17 protein-coding genes are annotated in these 18,707 nt (G+C 61.5%); 5 read left to right on the top strand and 12 right to left on the bottom strand.

Annotation, left to right across the window (positions count from 1 at the left end):
- Positions 1-10: 10 nt before the first annotated feature.
- The 5 genes from cydB to ASC97_RS15715 form a co-directional block, all read right to left on the bottom strand.
- Complete coding sequence (gene cydB, locus ASC97_RS15735; RefSeq protein ID WP_057469219.1) at positions 11-1,165, bottom strand: cytochrome d ubiquinol oxidase subunit II; 1,155 nt, start codon at positions 1,163-1,165, stop codon at positions 11-13.
- A 5-nt stretch (positions 1,166-1,170) separates the two neighbouring features.
- Positions 1,171-2,751, bottom strand: a complete 1,581-nt coding sequence (locus ASC97_RS15730; protein WP_057469218.1) for a cytochrome ubiquinol oxidase subunit I — start codon at positions 2,749-2,751, stop codon at positions 1,171-1,173.
- 77 nt (positions 2,752-2,828) lie between these two features.
- The gene (locus ASC97_RS15725) at positions 2,829-4,520 is read right to left on the bottom strand and encodes an amino acid ABC transporter ATP-binding/permease protein (RefSeq protein ID WP_057469217.1); all 1,692 of its coding nucleotides are present in this window, start codon (positions 4,518-4,520) and stop codon (positions 2,829-2,831) included.
- Positions 4,517-6,211 (bottom strand): thiol reductant ABC exporter subunit CydD, encoded by a 1,695-nt coding sequence (gene cydD, locus ASC97_RS15720; protein ID WP_057469216.1) that lies wholly within the window; start codon positions 6,209-6,211, stop codon positions 4,517-4,519. The genes ASC97_RS15725 and cydD overlap by 4 nt, the downstream gene beginning before the upstream one ends.
- Before the next feature lie 4 nt (positions 6,212-6,215).
- Positions 6,216-6,794, bottom strand: coding sequence for a GbsR/MarR family transcriptional regulator (locus ASC97_RS15715; RefSeq protein WP_057469215.1), 579 nt, complete (start codon positions 6,792-6,794; stop codon positions 6,216-6,218).
- 337 nt (positions 6,795-7,131) lie between these two features.
- Between ASC97_RS15715 and ASC97_RS15710 the strand changes: the two genes are divergently transcribed.
- Together ASC97_RS15710 and ASC97_RS15705 are read left to right on the top strand one after the other, a co-directional pair.
- Positions 7,132-7,806, top strand: coding sequence for a Crp/Fnr family transcriptional regulator (locus ASC97_RS15710; RefSeq protein ID WP_244481471.1), 675 nt, complete (start codon positions 7,132-7,134; stop codon positions 7,804-7,806).
- Positions 7,807-7,907: 101 nt separating this feature from the next.
- Positions 7,908-9,071 carry an aminotransferase gene (locus tag ASC97_RS15705; protein WP_057469213.1) on the top strand — a complete coding sequence of 388 codons (1,164 nt, stop codon included), beginning with the start codon at positions 7,908-7,910 and terminating at the stop codon, positions 9,069-9,071.
- 234 nt (positions 9,072-9,305) lie between these two features.
- Here ASC97_RS15705 and ASC97_RS15700 read toward each other — a convergent pair whose 3' ends face one another.
- The 6 genes from ASC97_RS15700 to ASC97_RS15675 all read right to left on the bottom strand — a co-directional run bounded on the left by ASC97_RS15700 (position 9,306) and on the right by ASC97_RS15675 (position 15,493).
- The gene (locus ASC97_RS15700) at positions 9,306-10,412 is read right to left on the bottom strand and encodes a Gfo/Idh/MocA family protein (protein ID WP_057469212.1); all 1,107 of its coding nucleotides are present in this window, start codon (positions 10,410-10,412) and stop codon (positions 9,306-9,308) included.
- A gap of 13 nt (positions 10,413-10,425) precedes the next feature.
- Positions 10,426-11,211 carry a ThuA domain-containing protein gene (locus ASC97_RS15695; RefSeq protein WP_057469211.1) on the bottom strand — a complete coding sequence of 262 codons (786 nt, stop codon included), beginning with the start codon at positions 11,209-11,211 and terminating at the stop codon, positions 10,426-10,428.
- A 70-nt stretch (positions 11,212-11,281) separates the two neighbouring features.
- Entirely contained in the window at positions 11,282-12,310 is a 1,029-nt protein-coding gene (locus ASC97_RS15690; RefSeq protein WP_057469210.1) for an ABC transporter ATP-binding protein, read from the bottom strand.
- A 12-nt stretch (positions 12,311-12,322) separates the two neighbouring features.
- Positions 12,323-13,153 (bottom strand): carbohydrate ABC transporter permease, encoded by an 831-nt coding sequence (locus ASC97_RS15685; RefSeq protein WP_057469209.1) that lies wholly within the window; start codon positions 13,151-13,153, stop codon positions 12,323-12,325.
- The gene (locus ASC97_RS15680; RefSeq protein ID WP_057469208.1) at positions 13,153-14,139 is read right to left on the bottom strand and encodes a carbohydrate ABC transporter permease; all 987 of its coding nucleotides are present in this window, start codon (positions 14,137-14,139) and stop codon (positions 13,153-13,155) included. The genes ASC97_RS15685 and ASC97_RS15680 overlap by 1 nt, the downstream gene beginning before the upstream one ends.
- Before the next feature lie 88 nt (positions 14,140-14,227).
- On the bottom strand, positions 14,228-15,493 hold the full coding sequence (locus ASC97_RS15675; protein WP_057469207.1) for an ABC transporter substrate-binding protein: 1,266 nt from the start codon (positions 15,491-15,493) through the stop codon (positions 14,228-14,230).
- A gap of 319 nt (positions 15,494-15,812) precedes the next feature.
- Between ASC97_RS15675 and ASC97_RS15670 the strand changes: the two genes are divergently transcribed.
- From ASC97_RS15670 to ASC97_RS15660, 3 genes are all read left to right on the top strand, one after another.
- On the top strand, positions 15,813-16,838 hold the full coding sequence (locus tag ASC97_RS15670) for a substrate-binding domain-containing protein (RefSeq protein WP_057469206.1): 1,026 nt from the start codon (positions 15,813-15,815) through the stop codon (positions 16,836-16,838).
- Positions 16,839-16,928: 90 nt separating this feature from the next.
- Complete coding sequence (locus tag ASC97_RS15665; RefSeq protein ID WP_156390383.1) at positions 16,929-17,594, top strand: permease; 666 nt, start codon at positions 16,929-16,931, stop codon at positions 17,592-17,594.
- A gap of 310 nt (positions 17,595-17,904) precedes the next feature.
- The gene (locus tag ASC97_RS15660; protein WP_057469204.1) at positions 17,905-18,264 is read left to right on the top strand and encodes a hypothetical protein; all 360 of its coding nucleotides are present in this window, start codon (positions 17,905-17,907) and stop codon (positions 18,262-18,264) included.
- 27 nt (positions 18,265-18,291) lie between these two features.
- Here the strand turns inward: ASC97_RS15660 and ASC97_RS15655 are convergent, their stop codons facing one another.
- Positions 18,292-18,687, bottom strand: coding sequence for a DUF779 domain-containing protein (locus tag ASC97_RS15655; protein ID WP_057469203.1), 396 nt, complete (start codon positions 18,685-18,687; stop codon positions 18,292-18,294).
- Positions 18,688-18,707 lie beyond the last annotated feature (20 nt).

Raw genomic sequence — 18,707 nt, 5'->3', positions numbered from 1 at the left:
TCTTTCTCCTTCAGTAAGCGTGGCCGCTCTTGTCGTTGACTGTCTGCTCGTCGACCTTGCCCCAGAGCACCTTGTAGACCCAGGCGGTGTAGGCAAAGATGATCGGCAGGAAGATCGCCGATACCACCAGCATGATGAACAGGGTGAGGTGGCTCGAAGAGGCATCCCACACCGTCAGGCTCGAGTTGGGATCGAGGGAGGAGGGGAGGATGAACGGGAACATCGACAGACCCACGGTCGAGATGATCCCGAAGATCGACAGCTTGCTGAACAGCAGCGTCGTCACCTCAAGCTTTGCCCGCATGCATATGAGGGCCGCTGCGGCACCAAGGAAGCCGAGGATCGGCGCGATCATCATCCAGGGATGGGTTGCATAGTTCGCCAGCCACGAGCCGTCGTGCGATGCCGTTTTCAACAGCGGATTGGAGGGGCCGGCCGGGGTGACCTCGCTGGTGATGCTAAAGCCGTGGACACCAAGCGCCAGGAAAATGCCGCCGAGAGCGAACAGCGCGATCACGGCAACCGCTGCGATGCTGCCGTAGCTCCTTGCCCGCTCGGCAACGGGGCCGCTCGCCTTGAGGACCAGCCACGAGGCGCCATGCATGACGAGCATGGCGACGGACAGCAGGCCGCAGAGCAGGGCATAGGGATTGAGCAGGCCGAAGAATGTCCCCTCGTAAAAGATCCGCATGTCGGCAGGATCGAAGCGGAAGGGCACACCCTGCAGAACGTTGCCGACGGCGACGCCGAAGATCAGCGACGGCACGAAGCCGCCGATGAACAGCGCCCAGTCCCAGTTGCTGCGCCACCGGGGGCTCTCGCGCTTCGAGCGGTACTTGAAGCCGACGGGGCGCAGGATGAGCGCGAAGAGGATCGCGAACATCGCGAGGTAGAAGCCGGAGAACGAGACGGCATAGAGCGGCGGCCAGGCGGCGAAGATAGCGCCGCCGCCGAGGATGAGCCACACCTGGTTCCCTTCCCACACGGGGCCGATGGTGTTGATGGCGACGCGCCTCTCCGTGTCCGTCCTGGCGACGAAGGGAAGCAGCGTGCCGACGCCGAGGTCGAATCCGTCGGTGGCCGCAAAGGCGATCAGCAGCACGCCAATGAGGAGCCACCAGATCACGCGCAGGGTTTCGTAGTCTATGAGTTCGTGCAGGATCATGGCGATCACTCCGCAGCGGCAACGAGGGTTTCAGAAATGAGCTCGGCTTCCGGCTCGTCGTCCGGTGCCGGTCCCTTCTTGATGGCCCGGATCATCAGGGTCATCTCGATCACGATCAGCACCGTATAGAGGGTGGCAAAGCCTATGATGGTCAGCAGAACCGTGCTGGCGCCGAGGCTGGAGACCGCCAATGCAGTCGGCAGCACCCCTTCGATGACCCAGGGCTGGCGGCCGATCTCGGCAACGATCCAGCCGGCCTCGATGGCAATCCATGGAAGCGGGATCGCGAGAACGGCGATTTTCAGGAGCAGCGGATACTTGTCGAGATGCCGCCGTGCGGAAAGCCAGAAGAATGTCGCCGTCAGCAGGATGAAGAACATGCCGAGGCCGACCATGATGCGGAACGACCAGAAGAGCGTCGGCACATGCGGGATCGTGTCACGTGCCGCCTGGGCGATCTGTTCGTCCGTCGCCTGGCGAGGGTCGTCGACGTAGCGCTTCAGAAGGAGTCCGTAGCCAAGCTCATGGCCGAGTTCCTCGAAGGAGCTGCGGACTTGCTGGGTCACCTGATCCTGAACAGGTGCGGATCGGATCTGCATCAGCGCATCGTAGGCTTTGATGCCGTCGCGGATTCGCCCCTCGGCCTGTTGTTCAAGCTTGTCGATGCCCGGAATTTCGGTCGTTAACGAACGGGTACCAATCAAGCCCATGACCCACGGAATGTGGACTGCGAAATGCGTTTCGCGTGCTTGTTGATCCGGGAAGCCGAAGGCTGTGAACGCCGCCGGCGCCGGTTCCGTCTTCCACATCGCCTCGATCGCGGCGAGCTTCATCTTCTGGTTTTCTGTTGCGAGGTAGCCGCTTTCATCCCCGAGCACGACGACCGAGAGTGCGGAGGCGAGGCCAAAGGATGCGGCAACGGTCATCGACCGCTTGGCAATTTCGATATGCCGTCCCTTCAACAGGTACCACGCCGAGACGCCGAGAACGAAGATCGAGGCACAGACATAGCCCGCCGAAACGGTGTGCACGAACTTCGCCTGGGCGACAGGGTTGAAGACCACGTCGAAGAAGCTGGTGATCTCCATGCGCATCGTCTGCGGATTGAGCGCCGAGCCGACTGGGTTCTGCATCCAGCCGTTGGCGACCAGGATCCAGAGTGCGGAGAAGTTGGAGCCGAGCGCCACGCACCAGGTCGCGACGAGATGGCCGACCTTCGACAGCTTGTCCCAGCCGAAAAAGAACAGTCCGACGAACGTCGCCTCGAGGAAGAAGGCCATCAGCCCTTCGATTGCGAGCGGAGCCCCGAAGATGTCGCCGACATAATAGCTGTAGTAGCTCCAGTTCATGCCGAACTGGAACTCCATGACGATGCCCGTGGCGACCCCGATTGCAAAGTTGATGCCGAACAGTATGCCCCAGAATTTCGTCATTTGCCGCCAGATCTGGCGACCTGTCATGACGTAGACCGTTTCCATGATGGCAAGCAGCACGGACAGGCCGAGCGTCAGCGGCACGAACAAAAAGTGATAAAGCGCAGTCAGCGCGAATTGGAAGCGCGATAGCGCGACGATGTCTAGTTCCATTGTCTTTCTCCCACGGCCCCACGGGGTACGAAGAGTTTTCCGCCATGCCGGATTGCCTGGCGGCTATGCGGTTGCGCTCAGTCCGGTCTCAACCGGTTCAGAGCCTTTTCGAACGCCGCCTCTCCACGGCGTGAAACTTCCTCGATGCGGCCGCCTGCGAGGACGGCGATCACGTCGGCGATTGCGGCCTCCCGGCGGATATGAGTGGCGATCACAAGCGAGCGGCCCTCTGCCTTCTCTGCAAGTCGGGCCATCACATCGCGCGCGACGGCGCGATCGAGACCTTCTGTCGGCTCGTCCAGCAACCACAGCGGTGTGTCGCGCAGGAACAATCGGGCAAGTGCGAGCCGGCGCGCCTGGCCGCCGGACAGGCCCATGCCGCCTTCGCCAAGCAGTGTGTCGAGGCCAAGCGGCAGGGTCGCGACATCGCAGGCGAGACCGGCTGCACCCAGCGCGATGCGAAGCTCGTCATGGGTGGCATCAGGCTTTGCCAGCTGGAGATTGCCCCGAAGCGTATCCTGGAAGAGTTCGGTGCGCTGGGTCAGCAGCGTTGCCGGCAGGGTCGAAACGCGGCCCTCTACCGGCATCATTTCGGCAGCAAGAAGGGCAAGCAGCGTCGATTTTCCGGCGCCGCTGTCACCGATCAGCGCGAGCCGTTCGCCCGTTGCCAGATCCAGTGTGATGTCTTCGGCAGCCAGTCTGTCCGACGCTTCGTATCGCGCGCAGACGCCAGCAAACTGCGCTGCAAAACCCGGATTTGGCCGAGCGTTTCGATAGGTCGCCTCGGCGACGGACAGGCGTGGCGCGATGCGGCTTGCCGCCAGGAGCGTCCGGCCCAGCTCCATGGCGCCACGGCGCAGCGCACCGAAGGGCTCGACGGCGGCAAACGCAATCAGGATGCCAAGCGCTGCGACCGGCGGTGTAATCGTGCCGGATGCGCAAAGCGCTGCCACGGCAAGCAGAGCCCCCGTCAGCAGCGCCGTCGAGGCGAGGCCAAAACCGATGGTGACGCCGGATTCGATGCGGTTGAGGCGATCGTCGGCATCGGCGGCGTATCGATCGGCTGCGGCGATGGCGTCACGCTGTGCGTGCAGTCGTCCGGCCATCAGCAGATCGGTCTGGCCGGCTACGAGGTCGATCGTCCGCGCGCGCAATGCCTCGATGCCATGGGTTCGGCGGCGGGCATGCCTGGCGGCTCGGCGGCCGGCCATCAATGGAATGCCGAGGCCGGCGGCCAGCAGCCAAAGACCGGCCAGCAGACCGAACAGGGGATGCATGAGGCCCAGCGCGATGCTGGTCCCGATTGCCGCAGCCACGGCGACACCTGCCGGCACGAGGATCCTGAGATAGAGCGAGTCCAACGCATCGACGTCCCCGGTGAGACGGAAGAGCAGGCGTGCCGGACGGCGCATCAGGTCCGTTGCCGCGCCAGCCTGAGCCCAGCCGCGGAAAAGCCGTTCGCGCAAAATTGCGAGCACCCCGAGCGTCGCGTCGTGGGTGGTCAGTCGCTCGCCGTAGCGCGCTGCAGTACGCCCGAGAGCGAGGAGACGGATGCCGGCCGAGGGCGCAAAGACATCGAAGGTCGCGACCGTTGCCGCGGATATTCCGGCAGTCGCGGTCGCCGTGATGAACCAGCCCGAGAGTCCGAGCAGCGCTATCCCCGCGGCAACCGTTGTCGCCGAGAGCGCCGCGCCGATCAGAAGACCGCGTCGCTTGCTGGTGAAAAACAGCCTGATGACCGGCTTCAGATGGGAAAGCGATGCGTTCATTCCGCAGCCTCCCGCGCCGTTTCCGGCATCAGGTCGACCGTCCGGCCCATGCGCGCGGCGAGGCGCGGGTCGTGGGTCGCCACGATCAGTGTCCGGCCGTGCGCAAGGGACAACAGGCATTCGGTGATTTCGTTGGCCGTCCTTGCATCAAGATGGGCCGTGGGCTCATCGGCCAGGATGATACCGACATCGGGATTGGCCGCCGCGCGGGCGATGGCGAGGCGCAGTGCCTCGCCGCCGGACAGTCCGATTCCGCTTTCCCCGAGCGGCCGGTGGCCGTAGGCGGACGCGACGACGCCAAGTCTGGCGAAGTGGAGGGCTTCAGCGGTCTTTCGCGGCGAAACCTCCGGCCGGCCGAGCGCCACGTTCTGCGCGATCGTGCCTGCGAAGATATGCGGTTTCTGTCCGATCCAGGCAATCGTCTGCCGCGCGGCTGAGGTGGCAGGCTCGCTGCCGAGCGTGATGCGGCCGCTTTGGCAGGGGGCGAGCCCGGCCATCAGGGCAAGCAGGGTCGATTTTCCGGAACCGCTGGCGCCGAGAAGCGCGACATGTTCACCGGCGCGGACATGAAGATCGAACGCGTCGATGGCAAGCGGGGCATCCGGGCCATATCGGAAGCTGACGTTTTCAAGCCTCAGATCGTGGGTGTCGGCTCCTGCGCCGGGCCGATGCGGGATATCGGCGAGCGTCATGCCGTCCTTGCTCAGCGCTTCGAGGGTCTTGAGGGCGGCTTCGCCGGCTGCTCGGTCGTGCCACACGGCGGACAGTTCGCGCAGCGGTTCGAAGAAGGCAGGGGCAAGCAGCAGGACGAAGAGGCCGCTCGTCAGATCGAGGCCGGTTGCCCATGCGCCGAAACGGATCTCGCCAAGCAGCGAAAAGCCGACATAGACCGCGACCAACGCAACGCCGAGCGCCGAAAACAGTTCGAGAACCGCGGAGGACAGGAAGGCGATCTTCAGGACCGCCATTGTCCGGGTCTTGAGCGATTGGGCATCCGCTCTCAGCTTCAGAGCGGTGGCATCCACGGCATCGAGGGAACGGATGGTTGAGAGCCCGCGCAGGCGATCCAGCAGAAAGCCGTTCAGGCCGCCGGTCGCCGCAAGCTGCTTCTCGCTGGCAGCCTGTGCGCTCCATCCGATGAGGGCCATGAACACGGGGATGAGAGGCATGGCGATCAGGAGCACCAATGCGGCAACCCATGAAAACGGGAGGACGCAGGCCAGAATCACCAGCGGCACTGTGGTTGCCTTGAAGCGGCCCGGCTGGAAGCGGGACAGGTAGGGGACGATCAGTTCGGCCTGCTCTCCAAGTATACTGGCCGCCTGTCCAGAAGCCGCGCGCGTGGCGTCGAGCGGCGAGCGCCGCGCCAGCGCCGCGACGGCGGCGGTCCGGCGGAAGGTGAGTTCGCTGCGAGCCGCCCGAAACGCCATGCGGCCGCCAGCCGCGTTGAGACAGCTTTTGGCGATGCCGAGGAGAGCAATCGAGGCGGCCAGCCAGAGAACGCTACCGACCGGGCTGCCGTTTGCCAGGCGTCCCACGGCGATAGAAAGACATGCTGCCTGCGGAATCCATACTAGCGCGGCCAGTGCCTGAACCGCTGCGGCTTTTCTCAAGCCGGAGGGTGGACGCGCAGATCTGCCCGGCTCGCCGGAAGCCTGCTTTCCATTTGCGTCGAAGTAAGCACTCGTCATGGCGCTAACTCTTGTTCGCAGGATCGGGCCGGCGGCTGCGGCCGAGCGAAACGACTCGGTCCTTGGCCTCCAGCAGCTTCGTCACTTTCGCTCCAAGCGAGAGTAACGTTGCAAGCCGTTCGGTTTCAAGCTGTTTTACGTCCTCATACCAGTGCGTTAGCTGCTCAATTAGGGCGTGCATCTCGCTCATGCGCTCCTGCGCGTGGCGTTCGGCCTCGCTTGCCGACCGTTGCATGAGGATTTCGCGAAGGACGGAAAGGGTTGGATCGACCTCCCGCTTCTTGCGTTCCTCCGCCAGTGTCCTCAGGATCAGCCAGACATCGTCGGGCGTGGTGAAGAAATCGCGACGGTCGTCCGGTCGATGCTTCAGCAATACGAGGTTCCATGTCTGCAGTTCGCGCAGGCTCATCGACACGTTGGAACGCGAGATGCCCAGCGAGTCGGCGATCTCTTCGGCACAAAGCGGGGACGGCGAGACATAGAGCAGGGCATAGATCTGTCCGACGGTGCGGTTGATACCCCACCGCGAGCCCATTTCGCCGAAGTGCAGGACAAAGGATTGAACAAGCGGCGGGAGGTTCATCGTTTTTTCCGTTGTGTCTGTAATTTCAGAAATTTGTGAAATTACTATAGCCGTGCCCGTGGCAAGAACAATCGGCAAGTGGCGGCTGCGGCAATGTGGCGTTGCGATTAGCCGTGTGGGATTCGCCGAAGGCTACTTGACGTGGATCACACATAGCGGGCGACGATGTCGGCGTTCATTGCGGGTCATTCGGACGAGGAATAGCCAAGCTTGAACGCATGCACTTTGATTTCGATCAAGAAAACGCTGTTCTCCGGCGGCGGCGGTAGTCTATGCTTCGCGAGGAGCTGATTTGATGCGCAGAGACATACATAATTCAAATATACCGGTACGTTGCATGAGTTGCGAGGTTCGACACAAGGGTATGTGCGGTGCGCTCAATGCCGACGAGCTTATGGCGCTGTCTGCGCATACACGTCTCGTCAATCACGATGCCGGCGACGAACTGTCGGGTGAGAAGACACCGGCCGAATCCTACGCCACAGTCATTCGCGGTGTGGTGAAACTCACGAAGACGCTCGAAGATGGCCGTCAGCAGATCGTCGGCCTTCAATTCGCCCCGGACTTTCTGGGGCGGCTGAACGCCGAGGAGAATGCGGTCTCGGCCGAAGCGGCGTCTGACGTGAACCTCTGTCGCGTACCGAAGGCAGCACTCGAGCGGATGGTGAAAAGCAATCCGGCCCTCGCGGAGCGTCTCATGGCGCAGACGTTGCGTGAGCTCGACGAGGCGCGGGAGTGGATGGTCACGCTCGGGCGCAAGACGGCGGCCGAAAAAGTGGCGAGTTTCCTGCTGCTCATCGCAACTCACCTCGATCCCGAGGCGGAAGGCGACAGCCGCCGTTTCGACCTGCCTTTGTCGCGCGCCGATATTGCCGACTTTCTGGGACTGACGATCGAGACGGTGTCGCGCCAGCTGTCCAGGCTCAAGTCCGACGGGATTATCTCTGTTGTCGCCAACAGGCATATCGAGGTGCCGCGGCTTTCGAAGCTCAAGGCGTGCTGCGGATCCTGACGGATGCGCGAGGACGGCGATCGAATGCGTGTTGCCGAGGCGGCCTAATTTGTGCAGGAGTGCTGTTTTACACTTGCTTCAGCCACTTCGGAAGTTCGTCCATGCCCACCGCGCACGCCAATCAGCTCGTTTCCCGACTGTCGCCTCCACCGATCCCTTCCGTTCTCGCGTGGGCTCGCGAATACCGTGGAACCAAGGGACCGCTGGTCGACCTTTCTCAGGCCGTGCCCGGCTACCCCCCGCATCCGGAAATGCTGCGGCTGCTTGGAGAAGCGGCTGCATCTCCAAAGACGACCGGCTACGGTCCGATCGAGGGTGAAGACGTGTTGCGCGAGGTTTATGCAGAACACATGTCGGCGGTCTTTGGGGCGCCGGTGTTGGCTGCAAACGTCCAAATCACGGCCGGCTGCAATCAGGCTTTCATGTGTGCAGCGATTGCGCTTGCCGGTTCGGGCGACACCGTAGCGCTGACCAATCCATTCTATTTCAACCAGGAAACAACGCTGTCGATGCTTGGCATCAAGCGTGCGTTGGTCGAGTGCGACGCCGAAAACGGCTTCCTGCCGGACGTTCGTTCCGCCGAGATTGCTCTGGCAGATGGGGCAAAGGCGCTCGCTGTCGTGACGCCGAACAATCCGACCGGTGCGGTCTATCCACCGGCCCTACTTCAAGAACTGTTCGTCCTTTGCCGCAAATATGGCGCGTGGCTGATCGTCGACGAGACCTATCGCGACTTCCTGCCGGACGGTTACGGCGCGCCGCATCCGCTGCTGTCGATCCCAGGCTGGGAAGACACGCTCATCCTGCTCTACAGCTTCTCGAAGTCGTTCTGTATCCCCGGCCATCGGCTTGGTGCGATTACCGCCGGCGTGAACGTGGTCGCCGAGATTGCAAAGGTCATGGACAATATGCAGATCTGCGCGCCGCGGGCGGCACAGGTTGCCGTTGCGGAAGCGATGCCCATTCTAGCGGACTGGCGCGCGGGCAACCGCCTGGAAATCGCGCGGCGCGCGGATGCGTTGGTATCGGTCATCGAGGAATTGCCCGGCTGGGAGATCGGCGCCATCGGTGCTTATTTTGCCTTCATCCGGCATCCATTCGAAAAGCTGAGCTCTTCGGCGGTGGCAGAGAGGCTCGCGAAAGAGGCCGGCGTCGTCTGCCTTCCCGGACGCTATTTCGGCGAAGGGCAGGACCGCTATCTTCGCCTGGCGTTCGCAAATGCCGATGCGAACTCTATTGCGCTCCTGCGCGAGCGGCTGGGGTGACACGACAATGTCCGATCAGACAAATGAGGTCTTCCCAGGCTCATCTTCATTCCTGTCCTTGTGACAGGAACCCAGCCGCGGCGCGTCTGCGCCGTGGAAAGAGTCTTTGCGTTCAATGACTTGAACGCCATCATCTCTGTGACAAGCTCAGAGATGAGGGCGGAGGGAGGAGTTGCCAGGCAGAAGAGCTTCACCGTAGCAGGGTGTTGAAAAGCCCTGGCAGTCCCTCGTGCTCTAAACGACGATCGTCAGCGGCGGTATGCGCTTATCTTGCGGGCTTTCCTGCTCCTGAGCAGTCAGCAGATTAAGCTCCCGCCGTTCCTTCTCCGACACGATCGCGAGGTCGATGACCTTCTGCAGGTTCGCGGCGTGGCGGAAGGTCGGGTCGTCCTGCTTTCCTGTTCTGACCGCCTCGGCGAAACGCTGGTAGTTGGTCAGGACGGGAGGGACCTCGATGTCGCGCCAGGTGGCGGTTTCGATGTCCTCGCCGAAGCAGCCGCGCAGATCCGAGCCATCGGGGCGATGGACGACTTCGAGGCTGCCCTTTTCACCGTAGATGCGCAACTTCAGTTCGTTGAGGTGACCCGTGGCCCACCGTGTGGCGTGGATGACGCCGAGTGCACCGTTGGTGAAGTCGACGGACATCGTGAAGCTGTCGTTGGCGTCGAGCAGATATTCGCCGATCTGTCCGCCCGGCGCCTTGTTGAAGGTCTTGAGGCGGGCGAAGACATGGTCGATATCGGTCGCCGCGCCATAGGCGGCGAAATCGAGGATGTGGATGCCAACATCGCCGAGCACACCGTTCGAGCCGTGTCCGGTCGACAGGCGCCACAGCCAGCGCGATTCCGTGCGCCAGTCGCCCCAGGCGCGCGAAACCAGCCAGCTTTGCAGGTAGGATGCCTCGACGTGGCGGATCGTGCCGAGTTCGCCGGCCAGCACCATTTCACGGGCACGCTGCAGCGGTGCGACGTTGCGGTAGGTGAGGTTGACCATGTTGATGACGCCGGCGGCTTCGGCCGCTTCCGTCATTTCCAGCGCCTCGGCATAATTTTCAGCCAGCGGCTTTTCGCAGAATACATGCTTGCCGGCAGCGATCAGCGCCAGGCTGGTCGCATGGTGGATGCGATCAGGCGTGACGTTGGTCGCCGCATCGAATTCGCCCCAGGCGATCGCTTCCTCAAGCGTACGGAAACGCTTTTCGATATGGAAGTGATTTGCGAATTCATCGAGGCGAGCTTGGTCCGTATCGACGGCACCGACCACCTCCACGCCGTCGATAGCGATGAAGTTGGCGACCTGGTTTTTGGCCATAACGCCTGTTCCAAGAACGAGTAGACGCATTTGCTCATGCTCCTCAGCGGTAACCGGCTTCGCCGGCCTGGTGCAGTCTCGGGCCGCGTTCGACGATCGGCTCATGCGCCTTCTCGACCGGAACGTTCGGGGCATCGGTGATGCTCTTCAGGTCACCTTGAGGGTTATAGGCCCATTTCACCGCGTTGATGAGCACCTTCTGGACGTTCGCATCGTGATAGGTCGGATAGGTCTCGTGGCCAGGCCGGAAATAGAAGATGTTGCCGGCGCCGCGCCGCCAGGTGAGGCCCGAGCGGAAGACTTCGCCGCCCTGGAACCATGAGATGAACACCGTTTCGAGCGGTTCCGGTACGGAGAACTGCTCGCCGTACATCTCCTCGTTTTCCAGCACAAAGTTCTCGTCGATGCCGGCTGCAATCGGATGACGCGGGTTGATGGTCCACAGGCGCTCGCGCTCTCCGGCCTCGCGCCACTTGAGCGCGCAGGGGGTGCCCATCAGGCGCTTGAAGATTTTCGAGAAGTGGCCGGAATGCAGGACGAGAAGGCCCATGCCCTCCCAGACACGCTTGGCAACGCGCTCGACGACAACGTCGGAAACGGCGCCGTGGTCCTTGTGGCCCCACCACGTCAGGACGTCTGTCTCGGCAAGGCGGGCCTCGGTCAGGCCATGTTCCGGCTCCTGGAGCGTCGCCGTTGTCGCCTTGATCGCCGGATCGGTATTCAGCGCGTTGGCGATGGTCGTGTGCATGCCGTCGGGATAGATGCCCCGAACGATGGCGTTGGTGGTTTCGTGGATGTTTTCACCCCAGACGATGGTGCGAATAGACAAGACGTTACTCCTTCATGCGGATGTTGGATCAGCCGGTGGGAAGCCAGCCGATCGGTGGTTCGAGTGGTTGTCAGGCCGCGCCCCTAAGAGGCGGCCTTTCCGGGGCGCGGCCGGATTCGTCAAAACGGTGAATGCGGCTGTCGATGGGGGACACACCCAGCGTTTCACCGGGTTGATGGCGTGATACCCCGGTTTCGCGGACAACAAGCGGTTCACCGGAGCCGACGTCGAGATAGACGAAACTGTCCGAACCGAGGATTTCGGAGTGGATCACCGTGCCGGTCCATGCGGGTGTCCGCTGAACGATCTCCATGTGCTCGGCGCGTACGCCGATCGTGTGCGCGCCATGCGGAGCAGAGAACGAGCCGGAGAGGAAATTCATCTTCGGCGAACCGATGAAGCCAGCCACGAACACGGAATTCGGTGTCTCGTAGAGTTCGAGCGGCGTGCCGATCTGTTCGACGACACCGTCGCGTAGGACGCAGATCCTGTCTGCCAGCGTCATCGCCTCGACCTGGTCGTGCGTGACGTAGATCATCGTCGTGCCATGCATGCTGCGATGGAGCTTGGCAATCTCCAGCCGGGTTGCGACACGCAGGGCGGCATCCAAATTCGACAGCGGCTCGTCGAACAGGAAGACCTTGGGGTCGCGAACAATGGCGCGGCCGATGGCGACGCGCTGGCGCTGGCCGCCGGAGAGTTGGCGCGGCAGGCGCTCAAGATAGGGCGAAAGCTGCAGCATGTTTGCGGCCTGCTCGACACGGGCCCGGCACTCGTTCTTCGTCTGCCCCGCGAGCTTCATGCCGAAGGCCATGTTCTCGAAGACGCTCATGTGCGGGTAGAGTGCATACGACTGGAAGACCATCGCTATGCCACGCTTGGACGGCGCGTGGTGGTTCACTGCTTCGCCATCGAAGGAGAGCGTGCCGGAGCTTATGTCCTCCAACCCCGAGATCAGGCGCAGGAGAGTTGACTTTCCGCAGCCGGAAGGACCGACGAAGACCATGAACTCGCCCTTGCGGATATCCATGGTCACGCCCTTGATCACCTCGAAGGCGCCGAAGCTCTTGCGGATATTATCGAGTCGAATCTGTGCCATATCTTGCTTTCTTCAACCTTTGACGCCACCGGCGGTCAGGCCGGATATGATGCGACGCTGGAATATCAGGACCAGGACAACGACAGGCACCGTGACGATGACCGATGCCGCCATGATGTTACCCCATGGGATTTCAAACTGACTCCCGCCCGACAGCAGGGCGATTGCAACCGGCACCGTTCGCTGTGCATCCGATGAGGTGAATGTTAGGGCGAAGAGGAATTCATTCCAGGCCGTAATGAAGGCAAGCAGGCCCGTCGTGACCAAAGCGGGCCACATCAGGGGCATGAAGACCTGCGTGATTATGACCCAGGGGGAGGCGCCGTCGACGATTGCCGCCTCCTCGATTTCGATGGGCAAATCCCGCATGAACGTTGTCAGGACCCAGACCGTGAAGGGCAGGGTGAAGATCATGTAGGAGAAGATCAGCGCGAACGGCGTGTTGAAGATGCCGATCCAGCGGATAAGCTCGAAGAGGCCGGCCAGCACGGCAATTTGCGGGAACATCGACACTGAGAGGATTGTCAGCATCAGCAAAGCCCGGCCGCGAAAATGCACGCGAGCCAGCGCAAAGGATGCGGTGACGGCAAGGAGCAGCGACGCGGCGACCACCACGCAGGCGACCAGCAGCGAATTGCCGAGGCTGCGGATAAAGCTGCCTGTCGTCAGCACGCTCGCATAGTTGGCAAACGAGATCGAGGTTGGCCAGTAGTTGATGGTAAACAGTTCGGTGCCGGCTTTGAAGCTCGTCAGGATCGCGTAGTAAAATGGAAAGATGGCGATGATCACGATGACGCCGACGAGGAGGTAGAACAGCGTGTTCTTTGTGGCAGTGAGGAGCATCAGCGTTCGCCTCCGCCAAGATTGACACGGCCAAGCCAGATGTAGAGCACGGTTACCGTCGCGATGATCAGGAAGAGGACGGTCGAGGCCGTTGCCCCATAGGCGAACTTGTCGAAATCGAAAAGGTTTTCGCGCGCCATGACGGACATCGTCTTGGTCTTGGCATTGTTCGGCGTCAGCACGTAGATAAGGTCGAAGATGCGCATGGCGTCGAGCATGCGGAAGATGACGGCGACCATGATGGCCGGACGCACCAGCGGCAGGGTCAGGCGCCAGAACACCTTGACGGGATTGACGCCATCGATCTTGGCTGCCTCGTAAATATCGGCCGGAACCATCTGCAGGCCGGCGAGTATGAGCAGCGCCATGAATGGCGTCGTCTTCCAGACGTCGACGATCAGCACTGCAATCATTGCCGTGTCCGGGTTGGCAGTCCAGGCGATCTTCTGGCTGATCAGGCCAAGCCCCAAGAGAATGTCGTTCAGGATGCCGAACTGATCGTTGAGCATCCACGCCCACATCTTGGCGGAGACGATTGTCGGGATCGCCCAGGGAATGAGGATCGCGGCGCGGACGATCCCGCGTCCGGCGAACTGGGCGTTCAGTACCAGAGCCACGATCAGGCCGAGGGTGGTTTCGATGGCGACCGAGAGGACGGTGAACTTCAGGGTGTTCGAGACGGCTCCCCACCAGGCGGGGTCGGCGAGAAGGCCGCTATAGACGGTGCGGCCGCTTTTCAGTGTGACCCAGGACAGATAGTTCTTGAAGCCTACGAACTCCGCGTCGCCGAGACTTGTCAGCGATGCGTTGGTGAAGCTGAAATAGATGGTTCTGAAGAGCGGCCATCCGGCAACGACGGCCAGGATGAACAGCGTCGGCGCCAGGAACATCCAGGCCGACCGGACTCGCTCGGAGCGCAATTCCGAAAATCGTCTGGTGGCGCGGACCTGCGACCCGAGGGGTTGAGAGACTGCAGCTTCAGTCATGAGTGCGATACCCGCTTTTGGAGGCGATGTTGGGTGGTGGCATGCCGGAGACGGCAGCGGCGGAGGCCGCCGCTGCCGGTTCGATCTGTCACCAGCTGTCGCCCTTGAGCGTGGTCAGTTCTGCTTCGAGAAGTTCGAGGTTTTCAGCGGCGGTTCCGCTGCCTGATAGGGTATTGTGGACGGCGGTCCAGAACTTGGAGGAGACCTCGTTGTACTTGACCTTGGTCGTAGCCGACGGACGCGGCACGGCGTTCTGGAAGATCGGCTTCCAGTTCGGCATGAACGGTTGCGCAGCAGCAACGTCCTTGTCGTCGTAGAGCGCCTGCAGGGTGGGCAGGTTGGAAAGCTCGATGGCGCGCTGCTTCTGGCTTTCCTTGGAGGTCAGGAATTTAACCAGGGCAACAGCGGCATCCGGGCTTTTCGAATATTTGGAGACGGCGAGGTTCCAGCCTCCGAGTGTCGAGGAGGGCTGGTCGCCCTCTGCGGCAACCGGCAGCGTGGTCACGTCGAACTTGCCCTTGACGGCGCTGTCGGCGCCATTGCCGAGCGAATAGGCGTAGGGCCAGTTGCGCATGAAGACTGCGTTTCCGGTCTGCCAGACGCCACGGGACTCTTCCTCCTGGTAGGCGAGCACGCCGGATGGGGAAATGGTTCCCACCCAGCCCTTGGCGCGCTCGATGGCGGCCGCGGCCTTTTCGTTGTTGATGGAAATCGAGCCGTCGGTCTCGACGATCTGGCCGCCGCCGGAGGACTTGATCCATTCGAGAGCGTCGCAGGTGAGGCCCTCATAGGCATTGCCCTGGAAGACGTAGCCCCAGAGATCCTTCTGGCCGGCTGCGCGTTCCTTCTCCTGGATTTCCTTGGCGGTTGCCGCCATCTCGTCCCAGGTCTTCGGCGGCTGCTTGCCGTATTTGTCGAGCAGATCCTTACGATAGAAGAAGGCCGGTGCGTCGGTGTAGAGCGGCAGCGCGACCAGGCGGTCGTTGACTGTCTGCGAGGCGATGATCGAGGGGAAGAAATCGCCGACGACATCCTTGGCGGCATCCTTCAGATCGAGGAACTGTTCGGCCAGCTGCGGCGCCCAGATAACATCGGTCTGGTAGACGTCGACATCCTGGTTTCCGGCTGCGAGCCACAGGCGATATTGCGAGAACTGTTCGGTGGACGACGACGGCATGGTCACGATGCTGACCTTGTTGCCGGTCTCCTTCTCGAAGGCGTCGAGCTGTTTGCGCAAGAGGTCCAGGTTCTTGCCGGTCGAACTCGCTGAAATGCTGATGTCGGCTGCGAACGATGGCTGCGCAATGCCGAAAAGAGCGGCCGCAACGGCGACCGCAGTGAAACGAAACTTCATATCTTCCTCCCAAAAAGAACCAAATGACTGTGAATTGAAATCGGTTTGGCTGGAAAAAATTGTCAGAAGGGCGATTTGGTGTCAAGTGGGCAATGACAGCGCCAATATGATGCGCCTGGAACTTATGTTAAATGAAGCGAAAACATGGGGATGGTTCGGTTTTTGCCTGTGGACGACCAGTTCCTGGTCCACTACGAGTAATTATTAAAATTGAAATCGATTTGGCTTGTTGCAGCTTCGCCCGGTTCAGACATAAGAGGCTCGGTAGGCTACGGTGTACAAATGATTGAAAAGCTGATCACGAAAGACGCGTCGGAGCATGAAACTTAAAGAGTTCGCCAAACAAGTTGGGCTGTCTCCGACGACCGTCAGCCGGGCGCTCAGCGGCTATCCCGAAGTGAGCGAAACGACCCGCGCCCGCGTCACCGAAGAGGCGATCAGGCTGGGATACCGGCCGAACGTCAATGCTGTACGCCTGAAAACCGGACGTGCCGGCGCGATCGGCGTGGTCATGGGCCGTGCGGGCGAGTTTCATTTCGCTGAGTTCATGGCCGGCATGGCGGAGCGGCTGGTGTCGGAGGATACCGATATCCTGGTCATTCCAATGGCCGATCCCGACCAGAGCGACGAGATGCAGCACTATCGCCGCCTTGTCGAGAGCAGGCGCGTCGATGCGATCATCGTACATTCGCCGAGGCCAAACGACGACCGCATTGCGCTGCTGCACGAACTCGGCATGCCGTTTCTCGTTCATGGGCGCTCCGATATCGACGTGCCGCATGCCTGGCTCGACATCGACAACGAAGGTGCGATCCGGCGAGCGACGTCGCATCTCATCGATCTCGGCCATCGGCGGATCGCGATGATCAACGGGCGCCCGGGCGCGACCTACGCGCTTCATCGCGACAGCGGGTTTCGCAATGCCCTGCAGAGCCATGGAATTGAACCCGATCCACAGCTGATGGCGAGCGGCAACTTCACCGACGAGCTCGGCTTTCGATTTGCGCGTTCGTTTCTCGAGCAGCCCAATCCTCCGACGGCTATTGTCGCAGGGTCCATGATGACGGCGCTTGGCGTCTACCGCGCGGCGCGGTCGCTTGGTTTGCAGATCGGACGCGATGTGTCCGTCATCGCACACGACGATGTGTTTCCGTACCTTACCGCCGACAACATGGTGCCTTCGCTGTCTGCCACGCGCTCCTCGATGCGTGCGGCCGGAACGCGCTGCACCGATCTCGTCCTCCAACTCCTGTCCGGCCGATCGCCGCTTGATATTCACGAGTTGTGGCCGGTCGAGCTGATCCTGCGCGAATCGACGGAGCCATTCCGACAGCCTCAGGTTTGAACGGCTGCGGTTTGTTGGTGTGTACATTTGCGTCGGAAGCCAGCGGATGGCGCGAGAAAGGGAGAGGGGCGGGCTATGGATTTCATGCGAATGCTGAAGTCATTCGAGGAGTTCCTGTATGAGGTGGTCTCCTGGATGGTCTTCTATCCGATAACCCTGTGGCGAACTATTCGCCATCCGGGGGCGATGATGCGCTATGCCGATGTCGAGCTTTCCGACGATGCGTCCGAGCAGTACACCGACACGCTGAGTCCGCCGCTGTTTCTTGTGATAACGCTTTTCCTTGCGCATGGCCTGGAGCTGAGCTTCAGCAGGATGGAAGCGCCCTGGATACGTCCGTCCCTGCTCGCAAGCGATTCCAACCTGATCCTCTTTCGGGCAATCGCATACAGCGTCTTTCCGCTGCTGATGGCCGTGAAGATTCTGCGCAAGCGCGGAACACCGATCGATCGCAGCTCGTTGAGGCCACCGTTCTACAGTCAGTGCTATGTCGCGGCGCCGTTTGCCCTTGGGATCAGCGTTGCAAGTCTGCTCGTCCGGATCGGCCAGGATATGACTCAGCTGGCAGGGTTTGCCGCTTTGGCCGTCGTGACGGTGTGGTATGCGACGATCGAGACGCGGTGGTTCAGGGCCGATCTCAAAATCTCCACCCTGCGGGCGTTCACCATGGTGATCGCCACGATCCTGCAGGGCGCGGTGATTGTCGTCATGTGCGCGATTCCGATCGTACTCGGCACGGCTCCGGGCAGCGCCTGATCTGCGCCCGGTAGAATATCGCGCCATTCCGACAATCTCTGGAAAGAAGATTTCAGCGCGGACATTATTTCAGGCGACGATTAATTGAAGGACGGGGCTGGGCGCCCCATATTAAGGTCAGTTGTTTCATGCATCTCGGCCATTCCTCCCGGTCGAGGAGACAACTGTTCCCCTCTGGAGGTTTTGACCTTCACGACTTGAGCCACCGTTCACGCGGTGGCTTTTTTGTCCATCGCATAGCAGCGTGCGCGGGAACCTTCGCGGGCGGGTGCCCGTTCCCCTACCAGCAACCACCTCATGGGAGAGCATCATGCAGCTCGTTGGTACACAGGTCATTCCCGAACAAGGAGGGAAGCGGGGATTTACGGTAGAGTTCGTCGGCAGCGGAGGCGAGGTGGTTTCCGTACAACTGCGCAGTGCAAGCGATCGGTCGCTGACTGCGGGGAACGCGGTGGACCGCGCCAGGTCCATCATGTCGGAACTTGCTGCATCGGACCCGAGCGACGACGTGGACGGCGATGTGGAGGCGCTGCGAAGCGCGCGCCAGGCCGGCGATGCTGGAACGATGGAAGAGCAACTTGAGCAGGGGCTGGAAGATTCGTTTCCGGCAAGCGACCCGGTCTCGATTACGACGTCGACGATCCCCACCGGCAAGGTCCGGAAGCACTGAGTTCGTTCGATGCCGTCGGCCGGATGGCTAGCCGGCAGGGCGACCCGTCCCGCCTGGGAGTGCACAGGCCTCGCCGTCTCCGAAAAGACGGGAGCGGGTGAGAAAGCGTTTCTCACGTCCGTTATCGAGGGAGAACATGCCACCGCGGCCGGGTACTACGTCGATGATCAACTGCGTGTGCTTCCATGCTTCGAACTGGCTGGCGCTGATATAGACCGGCACGCCTGCGATCTCTCCCAGCTTCACATCGTTTTCGCCGATGAGGAAGTCGCTGGCGGGATAGCACATCGGCGACGAGCCGTCGCAGCAGCCGCCCGATTGGTGAAACAGGATGTCCGGGTGGTCCTGCCTGATGTCATCGATAAGCCCAATGGCAGCGTCCGTGGCAAGAACGCGGGGTTGCCCGCAAACGGTGGTGTCCATGGCTTTGCTATCCTCGCGGC

Source organism: Rhizobium sp. Root1203 (assembly GCF_001424945.1).
Classification (GTDB): domain Bacteria; phylum Pseudomonadota; class Alphaproteobacteria; order Rhizobiales; family Rhizobiaceae; genus Rhizobium.
This window is presented reverse-complemented; position numbering and strand designations above follow the sequence as displayed.